Source organism: Micromonospora sp. NPDC126480 (assembly GCF_040302465.1).
In the GTDB taxonomy this organism is placed as follows: Bacteria; Actinomycetota; Actinomycetes; order Mycobacteriales; family Micromonosporaceae; genus Micromonospora.
Genome location: NZ_JBEORU010000006.1, coordinates 1 through 15,981, shown reverse-complemented (window position 1 = coordinate 15,981; position 15,981 = coordinate 1). Strand labels below are relative to the sequence as shown.

15 protein-coding genes are annotated in these 15,981 nt (G+C 73.4%); 2 read left to right on the top strand and 13 right to left on the bottom strand.

Translation table 11 applies throughout. From position 1 onward, the window contains the following. Window positions 1–309: 309 nt before the first annotated feature. From ABTW87_RS07530 to ABTW87_RS07490, 9 genes are all read right to left on the bottom strand, one after another. Window positions 310–981: a regulatory protein RecX gene (locus ABTW87_RS07530; RefSeq protein ID WP_350649496.1), complete on the bottom strand. Its 672-nt coding sequence runs from the start codon at window positions 979–981 to the stop codon at window positions 310–312. 10 nt (window positions 982–991) lie between these two features. Next, window positions 992–2,038, bottom strand: coding sequence for a recombinase RecA (recA, locus tag ABTW87_RS07525; protein ID WP_350649494.1), 1,047 nt, complete (start codon window positions 2,036–2,038; stop codon window positions 992–994). 185 nt (window positions 2,039–2,223) lie between these two features. Continuing rightward, on the bottom strand, window positions 2,224–2,424 hold the full coding sequence (locus tag ABTW87_RS07520; protein WP_091190932.1) for a DUF3046 domain-containing protein: 201 nt from the start codon (window positions 2,422–2,424) through the stop codon (window positions 2,224–2,226). A gap of 3 nt (window positions 2,425–2,427) precedes the next feature. Next, window positions 2,428–3,813, bottom strand: coding sequence for an MFS transporter (locus ABTW87_RS07515; protein ID WP_350649493.1), 1,386 nt, complete (start codon window positions 3,811–3,813; stop codon window positions 2,428–2,430). Window positions 3,814–3,882: 69 nt separating this feature from the next. Continuing rightward, window positions 3,883–5,022 carry an acyl-CoA dehydrogenase family protein gene (locus tag ABTW87_RS07510; protein WP_350649492.1) on the bottom strand — a complete coding sequence of 380 codons (1,140 nt, stop codon included), beginning with the start codon at window positions 5,020–5,022 and terminating at the stop codon, window positions 3,883–3,885. A gap of 63 nt (window positions 5,023–5,085) precedes the next feature. Continuing rightward, window positions 5,086–5,661, bottom strand: a complete 576-nt coding sequence (locus ABTW87_RS07505) for a hypothetical protein (protein WP_350649491.1) — start codon at window positions 5,659–5,661, stop codon at window positions 5,086–5,088. Continuing rightward, on the bottom strand, window positions 5,651–6,238 hold the full coding sequence (locus ABTW87_RS07500; RefSeq protein ID WP_350649489.1) for a hypothetical protein: 588 nt from the start codon (window positions 6,236–6,238) through the stop codon (window positions 5,651–5,653). The genes ABTW87_RS07505 and ABTW87_RS07500 overlap by 11 nt, the downstream gene beginning before the upstream one ends. A gap of 108 nt (window positions 6,239–6,346) precedes the next feature. Then, window positions 6,347–7,045, bottom strand: coding sequence for a UdgX family uracil-DNA binding protein (locus ABTW87_RS07495; RefSeq protein ID WP_350649488.1), 699 nt, complete (start codon window positions 7,043–7,045; stop codon window positions 6,347–6,349). A gap of 253 nt (window positions 7,046–7,298) precedes the next feature. Continuing rightward, window positions 7,299–8,639, bottom strand: coding sequence for an aminotransferase class I/II-fold pyridoxal phosphate-dependent enzyme (locus ABTW87_RS07490; protein WP_350649486.1), 1,341 nt, complete (start codon window positions 8,637–8,639; stop codon window positions 7,299–7,301). A 38-nt stretch (window positions 8,640–8,677) separates the two neighbouring features. Between ABTW87_RS07490 and ABTW87_RS07485 the strand changes: the two genes are divergently transcribed. Together ABTW87_RS07485 and leuE are read left to right on the top strand one after the other, a co-directional pair. Beyond that, window positions 8,678–9,919 carry a bifunctional pyridoxamine 5'-phosphate oxidase family protein/GNAT family N-acetyltransferase gene (locus ABTW87_RS07485; RefSeq protein ID WP_350649484.1) on the top strand — a complete coding sequence of 414 codons (1,242 nt, stop codon included), beginning with the start codon at window positions 8,678–8,680 and terminating at the stop codon, window positions 9,917–9,919. Further along, on the top strand, window positions 9,919–10,587 hold the full coding sequence (gene leuE / locus ABTW87_RS07480; RefSeq protein ID WP_350649852.1) for a leucine efflux protein LeuE: 669 nt from the start codon (window positions 9,919–9,921) through the stop codon (window positions 10,585–10,587). The genes ABTW87_RS07485 and leuE overlap by 1 nt, the downstream gene beginning before the upstream one ends. 10 nt (window positions 10,588–10,597) lie before the next feature. Here the strand turns inward: leuE and ABTW87_RS07475 are convergent, their stop codons facing one another. The 4 genes from ABTW87_RS07475 to ABTW87_RS07460 all read right to left on the bottom strand — a co-directional run bounded on the left by ABTW87_RS07475 (window position 10,598) and on the right by ABTW87_RS07460 (window position 15,698). After that, a complete protein-coding gene (locus ABTW87_RS07475; protein WP_350649483.1) occupies window positions 10,598–11,521 on the bottom strand; it encodes a sporulation protein in 924 nt (307 codons plus the stop codon). A 23-nt stretch (window positions 11,522–11,544) separates the two neighbouring features. Beyond that, entirely contained in the window at window positions 11,545–12,609 is a 1,065-nt protein-coding gene (locus ABTW87_RS07470) for a hemolysin family protein (protein ID WP_350649481.1), read from the bottom strand. After that, window positions 12,606–13,964, bottom strand: a complete 1,359-nt coding sequence (locus tag ABTW87_RS07465; RefSeq protein WP_350649479.1) for a hemolysin family protein — start codon at window positions 13,962–13,964, stop codon at window positions 12,606–12,608. The genes ABTW87_RS07470 and ABTW87_RS07465 overlap by 4 nt, the downstream gene beginning before the upstream one ends. 180 nt (window positions 13,965–14,144) lie before the next feature. After that, complete coding sequence (locus ABTW87_RS07460; RefSeq protein ID WP_350649478.1) at window positions 14,145–15,698, bottom strand: M20/M25/M40 family metallo-hydrolase; 1,554 nt, start codon at window positions 15,696–15,698, stop codon at window positions 14,145–14,147. Window positions 15,699–15,981 lie beyond the last annotated feature (283 nt).

The following is a 15,981-nucleotide window of genomic DNA, read 5'->3' as shown; positions in this document are numbered from 1 at the left end:
GCAGTTGTCGCATCGGCTCCGGACCGGCCTGTCCGGAGCTGACACCGCGGCCGACGGGTCGGCCAAAGTGATGCTGTTCTGTTACGCGATCTATGTTGTGCGCTTAGCCTGCGTTGGTCGGGCAATGTGAGCCTGTATGGCGAGGCTAGGTCTCCGGGGGCGGTCCGGTCAAGAAGCCATGATCAAACCCCCCGAACGGAGAGAACACGAGAGATAACTTTCCGCTGATCGGAAGGTCGGACAGCAGGGGACAAACGCCGCCAGCCTGCGACGACGGCCGCCCCCTTCCGGCCAGCTCGACGGTCAGCTCTACGGGCGGTCGAGATCCGCCTCGGCGTCGACGAGCGCGTCGGCGTCGATCTGCTCGGCGAACTCGGCCGCCTCCGCGCTCTGCGCCGCGATCGCGTCCTTCACGGCTCGGATCGCCACGCCCGGTGGGTAGCCCTTCCGGGCCAGCATCCCGACCAACCGCCGGAACACCGCGTCCGGCTCGCCCCGGGCGGAACGCAGCTTCCGCTCCGCCAGCGCCCGGGCGGTCTCGGCCTCGGTCTCGTCGTCCAGCTCGCCGAGTGCCGCCTTCGCGACATCGCCGTCGACGCCGCGCTGGCGCAGCTCCGTCGCGAGCGCCCGGCGGGCGAGGCCACGGCCGGTGTGGCGGCTGGACACCCAGGCGCGGGCGAAGGCGGCGTCGTCGATGATGCCGACCTCGTCGTACCGGTCGAGGACCGTCGCGGCGGTCTCCTCGGAGATGCCCCGCTTCGCCAGCGCCCCGGCCAGCTCGGCGCGGGTACGCGGGCGGACGGCGAGCTGGCGCAGACAGATCTCCCGGGCCACCTCGGCCTCGTCCCGAGGCGGGGTGGCCCCGGCATCGGTATCGGTGTCCGCGGACCGCCCACGGCGACCGCGGCGGAGCCCTCCGTCACCCGCGCGGGGCGGGCTGGCGTCCCAGCCCCGCCCCGTGCGGGCGCGTCGTGATGCCACTGGCCTTCGATCAGAAGTCGACCGGCGGCAGCTCTGGGCCACCGGCGGCGTCGCCCGCGCCGATCCCGACGCCGAGCTTCTCCAGGATCTTCTTCTCGATCTCGGCGGCCACGTCCGGGTTCTCCCGGAGGAACTCGCGGGCCTTCTCCTTGCCCTGGCCGAGCTGGTCACCGTCGTACGTGTACCAGGCCCCGGACTTGCGGATGATCGCCTGCTCGACGCCCACGTCGATCAGCGAGCCCTCGCGGGAGATGCCCTTGCCGTACATGATGTCGAACTCGGCCTGCTTGAACGGCGCGGCGACCTTGTTCTTCACGACCTTGACCCGGGTGCGGTTGCCGACCACGTCGGTGCCGTCCTTGAGGCTCTCGATACGACGCACGTCGAGCCGGACCGACGCGTAGAACTTCAGGGCCCGACCACCGGTCGTGGTCTCGGGCGACCCGAACATGACGCCGATCTTCTCGCGGAGCTGGTTGATGAAGATCGCCGTGGTGCCGGTGTGGTTGAGCACACCGGTCATCTTGCGCAGCGCCTGGCTCATCAGCCGGGCCTGCAGACCCACGTGGCTGTCACCCATCTCGCCCTCGATCTCGGCGCGCGGCACGAGCGCGGCGACCGAGTCGATGACGATGATGTCGAGCGCGCCGGAGCGGACCAGCATGTCCGCGATCTCCAGCGCCTGCTCGCCGGTGTCCGGCTGGGAGACCAGCAGGGCGTCGGTGTCGACGCCGAGGGCCTTCGCGTACTCCGGGTCGAGCGCGTGCTCGGCGTCGACGAACGCGGCGATGCCGCCGGCCCGCTGCGCGTTGGCCACCGCGTGCAGCGCCACCGTGGTCTTACCGCTGGACTCCGGACCGTAGATCTCGACGACCCGGCCCCGGGGCAGGCCGCCCACGCCGAGCGCCACGTCGAGCGCGATGGAGCCGGTCGGGACCACCGCGGTCTGGATGACCGGGCGCTCGCCGAGCCGCATCACCGAGCCCTTGCCGAACTGCTTGTCGATCTGAGCGAGAGCAAGGTCGAGTGCCTTCTCCCGGTCAGGCGCTGCCGCCATCGTTGCCACCCCTGCCTTCGCCGGCGTCTTTGCTGAGCTTCGCGTCACGCGGGACACGCTAGGCGCTGGGTCCGACAGAAAACCAGCGGCCATGCCGCGAGCTGTGGACGAGCACCCCGCTGTGGACAATAGCCGAACAGGTGTACGAGTGGGCAAGCGACACGCGGACGAGGCGAAAAGGCTGCTCAGCGTAGCCGGGCGGGCACCCGGTCGGGATACGCGGCGACGACCGCGCGCCACACGACGTGCGTCTCCTCACCCGCGGCGAGGGCCTGCTCGATCGTCCGCCCGCCAAGTTGGGAGAGGACCTGGTCGCTGGCGATGCTGGCCGCGTACCCCGGCCCGAAAGCCTCCTCCAGCCGCGTCCAGAAGTCGGTCAGCCGCACTGCTCATTCCTCCTTGTCGGACGCCCCGGCGGGCTCGTCGGATACCCCCGTGGGCTCGTCGGACACCCCGGCGGGCACCGGACGCAACGCCAGCGCCACCAGCGGCACCACCGCGATCGCCGCCAGCAGGGTGAGCACCGGGTACCCGGCCCGCATGACGAACCCGCTGACCGCGGCGGCCCCGGCCCCGGCCAGCCCCATGGTCAGGTCGGAGAAGCCCTGCACGCTCGGGCGGACGGCCGCCGGCACCGACTCCGACAGCAGCGTGGAGCCCGCCACCATCGTGCCGGACCAGCCCAGCCCGAGCAGCACGAGGCCGACCGAGAGCCGGGGGGTGTGGTGCCCGGCGGTGCCGGCGACGGCGCACGCGGCGAGCAGCAGCCCGACACCGCCGAGGATCACCGCACGCCGGCCGAACCGGTCGGTGAGCCAACCCACCAGCGGGGACAGGGCGTACATGCCGGCGATGTGCAGGCTCAGCACGATGCCGACCACCCGGAGGACGGCCGCGTCGTCGTGCGACTCACCGAGCCGCACCGGCGTCATCGACATGACCGCCACCATCACCACGTGGCCCACCGCCACCGCGGCGATGCCGAGCCGGGCCGCCGGCCGGCCGCGTACCACCTGCCAGGCCACCCGCATCCCGGCGCCCCGCCGGGCCGCCGGCGCCGCAGCCACGACCGCGCCCGGCGGTGGGGTGACATCCGGCGCCGCGGGAGGCGCGACGGGAGCGTCCGCCGCCGCCAGCCGGCGCGCGGTGAGCAGCGGGTCCGGCCGCAGCAGCACGACGAGTACGCCGGCCGCGAGCACGAAGGCGGCGGCGCTGAAGGCGAACGGGCCGGCCAGCGTTGGCAGTCCCCAACCGCTGGTGACCTCGTCGGCGAGCGCGGCGAAGTTCGGCGCGGCCACCGCGCCGATGGTGGTCGCCCAGACGATCAGGGAGAGCTGGCGGCCCCGGCGGGCCGGCTCGGCGAGGTCCACCGCGGCGTAGCGCGCCTGCAGGTTGGCCGCGGTGCCACCGCCGAAGAGCAGCATGCCGAGGAAGAGCAGCGGAACGGAACGGGTGACGGTCGCGAGCACCACCAGCACCGCGCCGGCAGCGCCGACCAGGTAGGCGACGGCAAGCCCGGGCCGGCGGCCGTGCCCGTTCATGATCCGGGTGACCGGGACGGCCAGCAACGCACCGCCCACCACGGCGGCGCTCTGCGCCAGACCGGCGACCGCGGTGCCGGCGATCCGGGCGGCGAGCAGCGCACCGACCGCGATGCCGATGGTGACACCGATGCCGCCGATGATCTGGGTGCCGAACAGCAGGCGCAGGGTGCGCCGCTGGATCGACGCGACGTCGGGCCCGGTTCGGGCCGGCACGGTCAGGTCGGTGGTCATCGCCGTCTCCCCCGAGGTAAGGAGTGCTCATCCTCTCGCACCGGACCGGGCCGCCGGCACCGGGTTTCGCTAGAGGCCGAGCCCGCGGCCGATGATCTCCTTCATGATCTCGGTGGTGCCGCCGTAGATCGTCTGCACGCGACCGTCCAGCCAGGCCTTCGCGACCGGGTACTCCAGCATGAACCCGTAGCCGCCGTGCAACTGCACGCAACGGTCGGCGACCCGGTTCTGCAGCTCCGTGGTCCACCACTTGGCCTTCGCCGCGTCGGTCACCGACAGGCGCCCGGCGTTGAACTCGGCCACGCAGTGGTTGACGAAGGTCCGGGCGATCGTCACCTCGGTGTCCAGCTCGGCCAACAGGAAGCGGTTGTGCTGGAACTTGCCGATCGGCCGGCCGAACGCCTCCCGGCTGCGGGCGTAGTCGAGCGTGAGGGCGAGCAGCTTCTCCGCGGCGGCCACCGCGGCGACCGCGATGCTGAGACGTTCCCGGGGCAGGTTGCCCATCAGGTGGTAGAAGCCGTGGTTCTCGGTGCCGATCAGGTTTTCCGCCGGCACCCGGCAGTCGTCGAAGAACAGCTCCGCCGTGTCGTTGGCCTTGAGACCGACCTTGGCCAGTCGACGGCCCCGGCTGAAGCCGGGAGTGCCGGTCTCCACGGCGATCAGGCTCACCCCGTGCGCGCCCTGGTCGGCGGTACGGGCCACCACCACGACCAGGTCCGCCATCTCGCCGTTGGTGATGAACGTCTTCTGGCCGTTGAGCACGATCGTGTCGCCGTCACGCACCGCGCTGGTGCGGACTCCCGCCAGGTCGGAACCGGCACCGGGCTCACTCATCGCGATCGCGGTGACCAGGTCGCCGGAGCAGAAGCCCGGCAGCCACCGCTTGCGCTGGTCCTCGGTGGTCAGCTCGGTGAGGTACGGCGCCACGACGTCGTTGTGCAGGCCGAACCCGAGCCCGGAGCAACCCGCCGCGACGATCTCCTCGACCAGCACCGCGTTGAACCGGAAGTCCTGCTGACCGCCGCCGCCGTACTCCGGGTCGACGTCCATGCCGAGCAGTCCGGCCGCGCCGGCCTTGCGCCACACCTCGCGGTCGACGATGCCCTCGGTCTCCCAGCGCTCGTGGTGGGGGACCGCCTCGCGGGCCAGGAACTCCCGGCACAGGTCGCGGAACTCCTCGTGGTCCCGCTCGTACAGCTGCTGCTCCATGGCGGCCAGTGTGGCACCGCCCACCGACGCTGCCCAGCGGCACCCGGCTCCGCGCCGGCCCGGTCAGCGGCGTGGTTCGAGGCGGCGGGCCTGGACCACCACCCAGCCGGCCCACACGGCCAGCGGCAGGGCGAGCAGCCCGTAGACCACCGACCACGACCGCGACCCGCCGTACCAGCCAAGCAGGGCCAGTGCCGCGAGCACCGGCAGGCCCACGGCGAGCGCCAGGGCCGCGCCACGCCGGCGCCAGGCGAGGTACGCGGGCAGCTCGTGACGCAACCGTTCGGCCCCGGGCGGCTCGCCGGTCCGCAACGCCCGCCCGAGAGCCCGCTCATCCGCCCGCCGCCGGCCGATCTCCTCCCGCTCGCGACGCGCCGCGTCCTGGACCGGACCGGCCCCGTACGGCGGGTGCCACTTCTGCACCCGCGGTTCCAGCCACAACGGCACCAGGAACCAGGCGGGCAGCCAGACCAGGGCGACGAGCGCGCCGCCGAGGACGGACTCCACCCGGAACTCGTCCCGGCCGAACAGCAGCCGGACCCCGGCGCTGAGCGGGCTCAGCAACAGCCAGGCGAGCACCACCCGCAGCAGCGGTGGGACCCGGCGCAGCCGCGCCGGCCCCGTCCGGTCACCGGCCACGGCGGGCCTGCTCCGCACCGGGGCGGAAACCGCAGGCTCCGTCCGCCACTGCGGAACCGGGCCTGGCGGCGGCGAGACGACGATCGGCCCGCCGGCAACGGACCAGCGCTCGGACGGCGACAGCCAGCACCACGGCCAGGAGAACGAGGAAGCCGATCCCGGTCACCGGGTAGTCGACCCCCGGCGCGAGGAGAGCGAGGCCACCGAAGAGCGGGACGCCGATCAGGACCCCCGTCCAGGCCCCGCGACGGGCGATGCGCACCTGCTCGACGAGTTCGGCCCGATCTGCCGCGGCGGCCGGGACCACGCCCCGACGCAGCGCCTCCCGTGCCCGCCGGAGGTCGTCGGTCCCGCTGCGCCGGCGGCGATCGACGTACTCGAGCAGCGGCACCAGCAGCCCCCAACCCGCACCGTACATTCCGGCGCGGACGACGGTTCGGGCCAGCGGCTCGTCAGCCGGGTCCGCCAGCCTGGCCGGAAACCAGATCAGCGTGGCGATCGCCGCGCCCACCAGGTAGCGCCCGGGCTGGCCGAGCCGGATCGGGAAGAGCTTACGGCCGGACCGAGCACTGGACATGCGGACCCGGTACCCCGTCACTACCGCCGGCACTCCTGATGGGACAGTGCCGTTGCGATCCCTGCCGGCGGTCCGGTCAGCAGTCGGCCCCGGCAGCCGCCCACGCGGTCATCCGAGAGCCCGGGCGGCCACCGCCAGGTCCGCGACCAGCCCGTCGTACGCCTTGTCCTGGTCGTCGGCGCGCAGCACGGCGGACGGGTGGATGGTGGCCAGCAGGCGGGCCTCGGGAGCGTCGGCGACCGTGCCCTTCGCGTCCACCGGAACCCGCTGGAAGTCCTCCGGGTGCTGCGCCGAGGCCGGCCACGGCAGCAGCTCGCCCCGCTGCCGGGTGACCCGGAAGGCGGGACCGAGCAGGGCCTTCGCGGCGGTCGCGCCGAGCACCACGACGATCTCTGGCCGGAGCTGGGCGAACTCGGCGACCAGCCAGGGCCGGCAGGCGGTGATGTGGACGCGGTCGGGGGTCTGATGGATACGCCGCTTGCCGCGCAGCTCGAAGCGGAAGTGCTTGACCGCGTTGGTCAGGTAGATGTGCCCCGGGTCGAGCCCGGCGTCGTCGACCGCCTTTCGCAGCAGCCGGCCGGCGGGACCGACGAAGGGCAGGCCCTTCTGGTCCTCCATGTCGCCCGGCTGCTCCCCGACGAACACCACCCGGGCGCTCGCGTCGCCCCGCCCGAAGACCGTCTGCGAGGCGTCCCGGTACAGCTCGCAGCCGCGACAGCCGGCGGCGGCGGCACGCAGCTCGTCGAGCGTGTCGGCCTCGGACGGGATGAACTGCTGGGCACCGGGCGCGGTCTCGGTCTCGGCCATGACGACCGTTCTACCCCGTGCCGACCGGATCACGCGGCCCCGCCCGCCCGACGCGCCGCGGGCCGTCCCCCGGCGGGTCGCCGCCGGCGGGTCGCCGCCAGCGGGCCGCCGGCAGCGGACCGCCGCCGGCGGGTCGCCGCTGACCCTCCGCGCAACTTCGGGGAAAGTGCGGCCTCGGGCTGCCAGGAGGTCGCAGTTTCCCCGAAAGTGCGCGCGTACCGCGCGGACGCGCGGAGTTCCGGGCGCGGACGGGTCATGTCGCGTAGCGGCCGGGCGTGCCGGGGTGCAGGGCCTGGGCGACCGCCTCGGCGAGCGGCGCGAGGTCGGCCTCGTCGAGCGGGCTGACCGTGAGGCGCACGGCGGGACCGGCGCCGAGGCGGTAGAGCGCTCCGGGCGCGACCGCCCAGCCGGCGTCGCGCAGCGCGGTCACCACGCTCGTCTCGTCGGTCACCGGCAGCCAGACGTTGATGCCGCTGCGACCGCCGGCCGGCACACCGCGTGCGGCCAGCTCGGCGAGCAGGCCGGCGCGGCGCCGCTCGTAGCTCTCCCCCGCCCGGCGCACCTGCGCGTCGACGGACGGATCGGACCACAGGCCGAGCACCAGCCGTTGCAGCACCGTGGACACCCACCCGGTGCCGGCGCGCATCCGCCCGGCCACCCGGGCCACCGTCGCCTCGTCACCGACCAGCACCGCGAGCCGCAGGTCCGGCCCGTACGGCTTGCTGACACTGCGGACGAAGGCCCAGCTCGGGGTGGCCCCGGCGAGCGGGTGCAGCGGCACGCGGGCCAGCTCGGCGGCGTGGTCGTCCTCGATCAGCAGCAGGTCGGGCCGGTCGGCGAGCAGCGCCCGCAGGCGCCCGGCCCGCTCGGCGGAAACCGCGGCTCCGGTCGGGTTCTGTGCGCGGCTGGTGACGACAAGCGCCCGCGCGCCGAGGGCAAGGGCAGCCTCGACACCGTCCTCGGTGGGCCCGTCGTCGTCCACCGGCACGCCGATCGGGCGCAGCCCGAGCGCGGCGACCAGGTCGAGCAGGTTGGCCCAGCCCGGGTCCTCGACCGCCACCGCGTCGCCCGGGCGCAGGTGGGTGCCGAGCAGTCGCTCGATGCCGTCGAGCGCACCGCCGGTGACGGTGAGTTCGCCGCCCGGCACCCCGTCCGCGGCCAGCCGCTCGCGGGCCACGTCGGCGAGGTCGGGCAGGACGGCCCGGCCGGCGTAACCGGTGGGCGGACCGATCCGGTCGGCGAGCGCGGCCAGGTGGGGGCCGAGCGGTGGCAGCAGGCGGGGGTCGGGCTGGCCGAGCGCGAGGTCACGGATTCCCGGCGCGGGCGGCGGCAGCAGGGCCGACCGGCCGCCCACCACCGGCGGGCGGGGACGGACCCGGGTGCCGTGCCGACCGGCGGTGACGACGAGGCCCCGCTGGCGCAGTTCCTGGTACGCCCGGGCGACTGTCGCCGGGCTGACCGCCAGCTCGGCGGCGAGCGCACGGACCGCCGGCAGCGCCGCCCCGGCGGCCAGTGCTCCCGACCGGATGCCGGATTCGACGCTTGCCGAAATCGTGGCCGACGTCGCCCCGCTGATCTGATAACGTACTGACACAGTTCCAGGATCGTACTAGTACATAGGCGGGATGTCACGTGTACGCACCCACCCCCCGTACCACGGCCAGCCGTTCGCGCGACCGGATGAGCTACGACCGGGACGCGGCCCACGCCGTGCTCGACGAGGCGTACGACTGTGCGCTCGCGTTCAACGTCGACGGTGAGCCCCGCGTCCTGCCCACCCTGCACGTCCGCATCGGCGAGACGCTCTACCTGCACGGCTCGACCGGCAGCCGGCCGCTGCTGGCCGCGCGGGGCGACGGCCTACCGGTCTGCGTGGCCGTGACCCTGCTCGACGCTCTGGTTTACGGCCGCTCCCAGTTCCACCACAGCGCCAACTACCGTTCGGTGGTCGCGCACGGCACCGCGCGGCTGGTCACCGGGACGGACGAGAAGGCCCGGGTGCTCACCGCGCTGGTGGAGAAGGTGGGCCGGGGGCGCAGCGCGGAGAGCCGCCCGCCGACGCGGCGTGAGCTGGCCGAGACCGCCGTCCTGGCGTTGCCGCTGCGGGAGGTGTCGGTCCGGTCCCGCACCGGCGGCGTCCGCGACGACGCGGCCGATCTCGACCTGCCGTACTGGGCGGGCGTGCTGCCGCTGCGGCTCACCGCCGGCCTGCCCGAGCCGGCCGCGGGGGTGACCGCGCCGGTCCCGGCGTACCTGCGCACGGTGGCCTCGCCCTGGTTGGAGCCGGTCGTCCTGCGCGGCGAGCACGTGGTGCTGGAGCCGCTGGACCCGGCCCACGCCGAGGAGCTGTTCGCGGCGCTGGACGACCCCGAGGTGTGGCGGCACGTCGGCAGTCCCCGGCCGGGAGGTGCCGCCGACGTGGCGGCGCAGGTGCGGTCCGCGCTCGACGCCCACCGGCGGGGTCTCCGGGTGCCGTGGGTGCAGCGGTGCGCGGTCACCGGGGCGGTGGTCGGCACCACGTCCTACTACCAACCGGACGAGGACCTGCGCACGGTGGAGATCGGCTACACCCAGTTGGGCCGGCCCTGGTGGCGCACCGGCATCAACACCGAGGCGAAGCTGCTGCTGCTCGGCCGGGCGTTCGACGAGCTGGGCGCCGTCCGGGTCACCTGGCAGACGAGCACGCTCAACGAGCGGTCGCAGCGTGCCATCGAGCGCCTCGGCGCCACGCGGGAGGGCACCGTGCGGTCCAACCGCCGGCGGGCCGACGGCACCTGGCGGGAGTCGGCGCTCTACTCGATGCTCGCCTCCGAGTGGCCAAACGCACAGGTCAGCCTGCGGGAAAGGCTTCTGTCGGCGGTGCCGGCGGCGTGATGATGTCCGGCGTGCTGGGGATCACCGACATCTGGACGTACCTGCTGGGCACGGTGGCCATCATCCTGCTGCCGGGGCCCAACTCGCTGTTCGTGCTCTCCACGGCGGCCCGACGCGGTGTGGCGGCGGGATACCGGGCGGCGGGCGGCGTGTTCGTGGGCGACGGCGTGCTGATGTTCCTGTCGGCCGCCGGGGTGGCGTCGCTGCTGAAGGCGTACCCGCCGCTCTTCCTGGTGATCAAGTACGCGGGCGCCGCGTACCTGGGCTATGTGGGTGTGAGCATGCTGCGCGGCGCGTGGCGCCGCTGGCGCACGCGCAACGACCCCGAGACGCCGCGGCTCATCGACGCCGCGGACCCGGCGCAGCTGCGCAGCCCGTTCCGCAAGGCCCTGGTGGTGAGCCTGCTCAACCCGAAGGCGATTCTGTTCTTCGTCTCGTTCTTCATCCAGTTCGTCGACCCGGGCTACGCGTGGCCGGCGCTGTCGTTCCTGCTGCTCGGGCTGCTCGCCCAGGTGACAAGCGCGCTCTACCTGACGATGTTGATCTTTGCGGGGACGTTCCTGGCCGCCCAGTTCCGCCGGCGCCGCCGTCTCGCCGCCGGTGCGACGACCACGGTCGGGGCCCTCTTCCTCGGTTTCAGCCTGAAGCTGGCCACCGCCTCCGTCTGACCCGCGCAGGTCAGGTGCCGTCGCCGCCCCCACCGCCGACGCCGGCGCCACCGGCCGTGCCGCCCAGGCCGAAGCCGGGGCGGACGGGTTCGTCGGGGGGCCGGCTCACATGGGCGGACTCGGTGATGTTGGCCGACCAGTCGGCGTGCGCCGCCGCGGCGGCGTGCCGGTTGATCGTGTGCCGCAGCCACCCGTCCACCGTCGCCACCCAGTCCCGCCGGTCGGCTCCGGCGTGCCAGATCCGGAACCGGCTGATGCTCTGGTGGGTGATCCCGGCCAGCGCCAGCCGCCGGTCGCACCAGAAGAGCACTTCGAGCCCGGCCGAGTTGGCCACGAAGGTCACCTCGAGTTCGGTGATCGGCCCGGCGTACAGCGGCGCGACCCAGTAGCCCAACCGCTGGTGCAGCGGAAGCGCCTGCTCGACGCCGGGCAGCCGGCCGTCGACCAGCCCGGCCTGCCGCATGTTGAAGCCGAGCGTGTCCAGCGCGGCCAGGATGTGCGCCTGGGCGGGCAGCGGGTGCACGAACAGCGGCACCATGGCGCCCTGGTCGAGCCGCGGCTCGATCGCCACCTCGGTCCGCAGGCCCGTCCGGAGGCTGAGCAACGGCACCCCACCGAGGATCGTCACCGGGGTCTCCCAGGGCATCGGGAACTCGAACGGGATGCTGCGCGCCCGCCCGGCACGCAGCACGAAACCGCCCGCCACCCGGGCCTGGTGGAACTGCACGAGGCGGCGGGGCGCGTCCGGGTCGTCCGGCTCGGCCGTGGTGACCAGGCCGAGCCGGACGTGCAGCACCGGTACGTCGGTCGACCCGGCGCTGACCAGGACCCGGCCCGGTAGCCGCAGCCCGGGTCGGGTGCTCGGGTTGGCCAGCGCGGTCCGGACGGTCAGCCCCGTCCAGCCCGACTCCGGTGACACCCCCGTCAACCGCACCGGCCCCGCTTACCCGGGCCGGGTCAGCGCAACCGTCGCCCCCGCGGAATCGGGTCGGTCTCGTCGTCGAACTCGCCGATGACCTCCTCCAGAAGGTCCTCGAGCGCCACGAAGCCGATCGGTCGGGCCGGCCCGCCGCCGTTGCGGACCAACGCCAGCTGCGACTGCCGGGCCCGCATCGCCGTCACCGCCTCGGTGACCGTCGCCGACGCGGGCAGCGTGAACGCGGCGGTCATCAGCTCACCGGCGGTCGCCGCCGGACGGGTCGCGGTGGCGCGCACGGCCTCGCGGACGTGCACCAGGCCGCAGACGTCACCGACCTCGTCGAGCACCGCCAGGCGGGACCGTCCGCTCTCGCGGCTGACCTGCTCCACCCGACCCGCGCCGTCGTCACGGCGTACGGTGACCATCCGGTCGAACGGCTCCATGATCTGCGCCACCGTCGTGCCCTGCAGCTCCAGCATGCTGGTCAGCAGCTCGTGCTGCTCCGCGCCGAGCGTCCCGTGCTCGCGGGACTGCTCCAACAGGATGCGCAGCTCGTCCGGGCCGTGCACCTGGGCCAGCTGATCCTGCGGGTTGACCTTGACCAGCCGGAGGATGCCGTTGGCCAGCGCGTTCAACGCCGACAGCACCGGCCGGGCCACCCAGGCGAAGGCCCGGAACGGCAGCGCCAGGAGCGTGGCGGACCGCTCGGCGTCGGTGATCGCCCACGACTTCGGCGCCATCTCGCCCACCACCAGGTGCAGGAAGGTCACCAGGCTCAGGGCGAACACCAGCGCGATCGCGTGGCTGGCCGCGTCAGGCAGGCCGACGGCGTGCAGGAGCGGGCTGAGCAGGTGCTCGATCGCCGGTTCGGCCAGGGCACCGAGGCCCAGCGTGCACAGCGTGATACCGAGCTGCGCGCCGGCAAGCATGAGCGACAGCTCACGTACGCCGTCCAGCGCGGCCCGGGCGGCGCGGCTGCCGCCGGCGGCGGCCTGCTCCAGGCGGTAGCGCTTGCTGGCCACGAGGGCGAACTCAGCGGCGACGAAGAAGCCGTTCAGCGCCAGCAGGATCACCGAGGCGCCGAGTGCGATGCCCGGGCTCACGCGGTCACCTCCCGCCGGCCGCCCGGCTCCAGCAGGCGCAGCCGGACCGAGTCGGCGACGTGCCGGTCGACGGCGAGCACCTCGACCAGCGCCTTCGTGCCGACCGGGGCCTCGTCGCCGTCCACCGGCAGGGTGACCTCCAGCCGGTCGCCGACCTCGGGCACCCGGCCCAGCTCACGCATGACCAGGCCGGAGAGCGTGTCGTACTCCGGGGCCTCGGGCAGCGAGATGCCGGTGCTGTCGGCGACCTCGTCGATCCGCCAGCGGGCCGGCACCACCCACGAGCCGTCGTCCTGCCGCGTGGGTGTCCGCTCCGGCGGGTCGTCCTCGTCGCGAATCGGGCCGACAAGTTCCTCGGCGATGTCCTCCAGGGTGATCACGCCGGCAAAACCGCCGTACTCGTCGACCACGCAGGCGAGCTGCCGGTGGCCGGACCGGAGCCGGTCGAGGACCGTGGGCAGCGGCAGGGTCTCCGGCACCAGCAGCGGCGGCACGGCCACCGCGCTGACCGGGGTGGTGGCGCGGCGTTCGAGCGGTACGCCGAGCACGTCGGCGATGCCGATCACGCCGACCACGTCGTCGACGCCCTCGGCGCCCCGGACGGGGAAACGGGAGCGGCCGGTCTCCAGCAGCTCGACGACGCGGCTGACCGGCTCGTGGGCGCGTACGGTGTGCACGTCGACCCGGGGAACCATGGCCTCCCCCGCGGTGAGCTGGCGGAAGTCCAGCCCGCGGTCGAGCAGGGTGGACATCTCCGCGGTCAGGCGCCCCTCCTGGCGCGATTCGGCGATGATCTGCTCCAGGTCCTCCGGCGTCGCGCCGCTGGGCAGCTCCTCGATCGGCTCGATGCCGAGCCGGCGCAGCAGGCGGACGGCGGAGCGGTCGAAGAGTTTGATCAGTGGGCCGGCCACCTTCAGGTAGATCAGGGTGGAGCTGGCGAGTGCCCGCGCGAGCGGCTCGGCACGGGCGATGGCGAGGTTCTTCGGGGCCAGCTCACCGATCACCATCTGCACGACGGTGGCGATGACCAGGGCCAGGAACACCGACAGCGGCAGGCTCACCGAGGTCGACATGCCGGCCTGGCCGAGCAGCTCGGCCAGGCCCGCGCCCAGGTACGGCTCGGCGACGTAACCGACCAGCAGGGCGGTGACGGTGATGCCGAGCTGCGCCCCGGAGAGCATGAACGACAGCCGGCCGGTCACCTCCAGGGCCCGGGCGGCGGCCCGGTCGCCCTCGTCGGCGCGCTGCCGGAGCTTGCCGCGGTCCACGGCGACGTAGCCGAACTCCTGGGCCACGAAGTAACCGGTCGCGACGGTGAGCACGATGATGAGGAGAAGCCCGACGACGATCAACACGGGTGGCTCAGGGCTCCCGGTCGGGTCGGGATCAGGGAGTGCCGGGTATGACCCGGCCTACTACTGCTGCCCTCCTGGGCAGACGAGTCGATCATGCCGCCATTTTATCGGTAACCGCTGAAGGTTCGCTGACAGTGCCGGAAGGGTCCCCGCCGACGCGGGCACCCTCCCGCCTCGATGTCAGCTCTGGGTGATTCTGACGTCGTCGACCGCCGCCTCGACCAGGCTCGCGGTGCCGGCGTCAGCCGCGTCGACGACGATCCGTACCGTCTGTCCCCGCAGGGCGGAGATGTCCGCGCTGCCGGTCTGCCAGGCCGCGGCCCGGTTGCTCGCCGCTCCGGTCGCGTTGAGCGCGGTCACCGTGCTGCCGCCGACGACCCGGACCCGCAGGTAGTCGGCGCTGCTGGCGTTGCTCAGGTGGGCGAGGTACCAGGAGAACGACAGGGTCAGCGTCCCGGTCGAGGGCAACGTGATCGTCGGCGACTGGATGGTGCTGACCCCGCCGTCTAGGTCGTACGTCCCGGCGCTGCTGCCGGCGGCCGCGCCGGTGACCAGGTCGTAGCTGCCGCTCACCGTGGTGCCGAGCTGGGTGGTCACCCCGGAGCTGCTGGTCGCGGCGGGATCACCGCGCTCCCAGGCGCCGGTCGTGGCGGTGTCCGTGCCGGTCGGGTTCACGGTCCAGCCGGTCGCGGTCTCGAAGGTGTCGCTCCACACCGTGCTGCCGGGCGGGGTCGCCGCCTGGGCCAGCGCCCACACCGTGTACGCGATCGCGTCGGCGTTGCGGTTGAGCGCGGTGTCGTTGATGTTGGCGGAGGTGTCGCAGGAGCGGTGGTAGCAGGGGTCGAACGCCTGCCCCGCCGTACCGCCCCAGAGGGACGCGTGGGTGCTCGACTTGATGCCCTCGGCGCCGGTGAAGGTGCCGCCGGCCGGGATGCCGACCGAGATGAACGGCCCGTAGTCGCTGCGACCGTCGAAGTCGGTGCCGCGGGTCGGCACGCCGATCGAGGTGAAGTACGCCTGGATGGTCTGCTCGATCTGGGCGGAGCCGGCGGGGCCCGGGCCGGCGCCCACGCCGTCGGAGTTGTCACCGTCGTAGACGAAGTAGCCGGCGTTGGGCGAGCCGACCATGTCGAAGTTGAGGTACTGCGTGATCCTTGCCCGCTCCGCGGTCGGCAGGTTGTTCACGTAGTGGCGGGAGCCGCGCAGTCCCAGTTCCTCCGCGCCCCACCAGGCGAACCGCAGTCGCTTGTCGGGGGCGAAGCCGGTGCGGGGCACGGCGAGCGCCACCTCGAGGATGGCCGCCGAGCCGGAGCCGTTGTCGTTGATGCCCGGTCCGGCGGTGACGCTGTCCAGGTGGGCCCCGGTCATGACCACCGAGTTCGGGTCGCCGGCCGGCCACTCGGCGAGCAGGTTGTACCCGGTCGCCCCGTTGTAGGTGAACGACTGCACCGTCGTGGTGTAGCCGGCCGCGTCGAGCTGCGCCTTCAGGTAGTTGACCGAGGCGAGGTAGCCCGGCCGGCCGTGCGCCCGGTTGCCGCCGTTCGCGTTGGCGATCGACTGGAACTGGGTCAGGTGGGTCTTCACGTTCGCGAGCGGGATGTCCGGAGCGGCGACGGCAGCCGTCGTGAGGTCGGGCTCCGCCGGGGCGGCGCCGGCCGCCGACGCGGTCAGGGCCGTCACGGCTGCGGCGGCCAGCGCGGCCAGCCAGGGGGCTCGGGGGGTACGGGGTCTCATGGGTCCTCCGGATCGGGGTGCCGGCCGCACCGGTGGGCGCGACCGCGGGTCCGGCCATCGATCGATGACCATCACTGCGCAGCGTGCAGCGGGACTCCCCCTCGGACAAGACGCAAGTCGCCGGAATCGCCACCGAGCCGCAATTGCGACGCGCCGGGCCGGCGTTAAGAAGGGGCCCTTTGTCTACCGCTTGGGTTCTAGGGATCGTTGCAACACCTGACTGTTTCAGGGGTTGTGATGGTCTTCGAGGTCCGCAGTGATCGAGGGCCGCAGGGTCGTAAGA